This is a genomic window from Methylopila musalis, assembly GCF_042679725.1.
GTDB lineage: Bacteria > Pseudomonadota > Alphaproteobacteria > Rhizobiales > Methylopilaceae > Methylopila > Methylopila musalis.
The window spans coordinates 1-594 of the sequence record NZ_JBHTMX010000439.1 but is presented as its reverse complement, the minus strand read 5'-3'; the positions used below and the strand labels follow the sequence as shown (position 1 = coordinate 594).

The window sequence follows — 594 nt, the reverse complement described above, 5'->3', positions numbered from 1 at the left end:
CCGTCGTCGCCGAAGCCGACGCGTCCAAACTGGCGCTGGCTGCGCCCGCGCCCCGCGCGGCCCCTCAGCGGCTGGCGAAGGCTCCCGGACGGCGCACGCCGGGCGTGGTCGCGAGCCCCCGGACGGTGGGCGTCGGGCTCGCCTCTTGGTACGGCGGCAAGTTCCATGGCCGCCGCACGGCCAATGGCGAGATCTACGACAAGACCGCGCTGACCGCCGCCCATCCCTCGCTGCCGCTGCCGTCCTATGTGCGGGTGACGAACGTCTCCAACGGCCGCTCGGTGGTGGTGCGCGTGAACGATCGCGGGCCCTTCCACAAGGGCCGCCTGATCGACGTCTCCGCCCGCACCGCCGACATGCTGGGCTTCCGCAGCTCCGGCGTCGGCGCCGTGAAAGTGGACTATGTGGGTCCGGCCGATCCGCAGGGCAGCGACGAGCGCAAGCTGCTCGCGAGCTATCGCGATCCCGCCGCGCCGCTCGGCGGCGGCGTGCAGATGGCCTCGCTCGATCCGGCCCCGGCGGCTTCGAACGCGGTCGCCCCGGTCGCCGCGCCCATGCCGCGCGTCGCCACCGTGATCCCGCCGCAGCCCGCCG

The 594-nt window shown here is 74.6% G+C and carries 1 protein-coding gene; it reads left to right on the top strand.

Going from position 1 to position 594, the window contains the following annotated elements:
• Positions 1–594, top strand: a 594-nt coding sequence (locus ACFQ4O_RS18185; protein WP_378777850.1) for a septal ring lytic transglycosylase RlpA family protein, incomplete at both ends; no start/stop codon positions are given.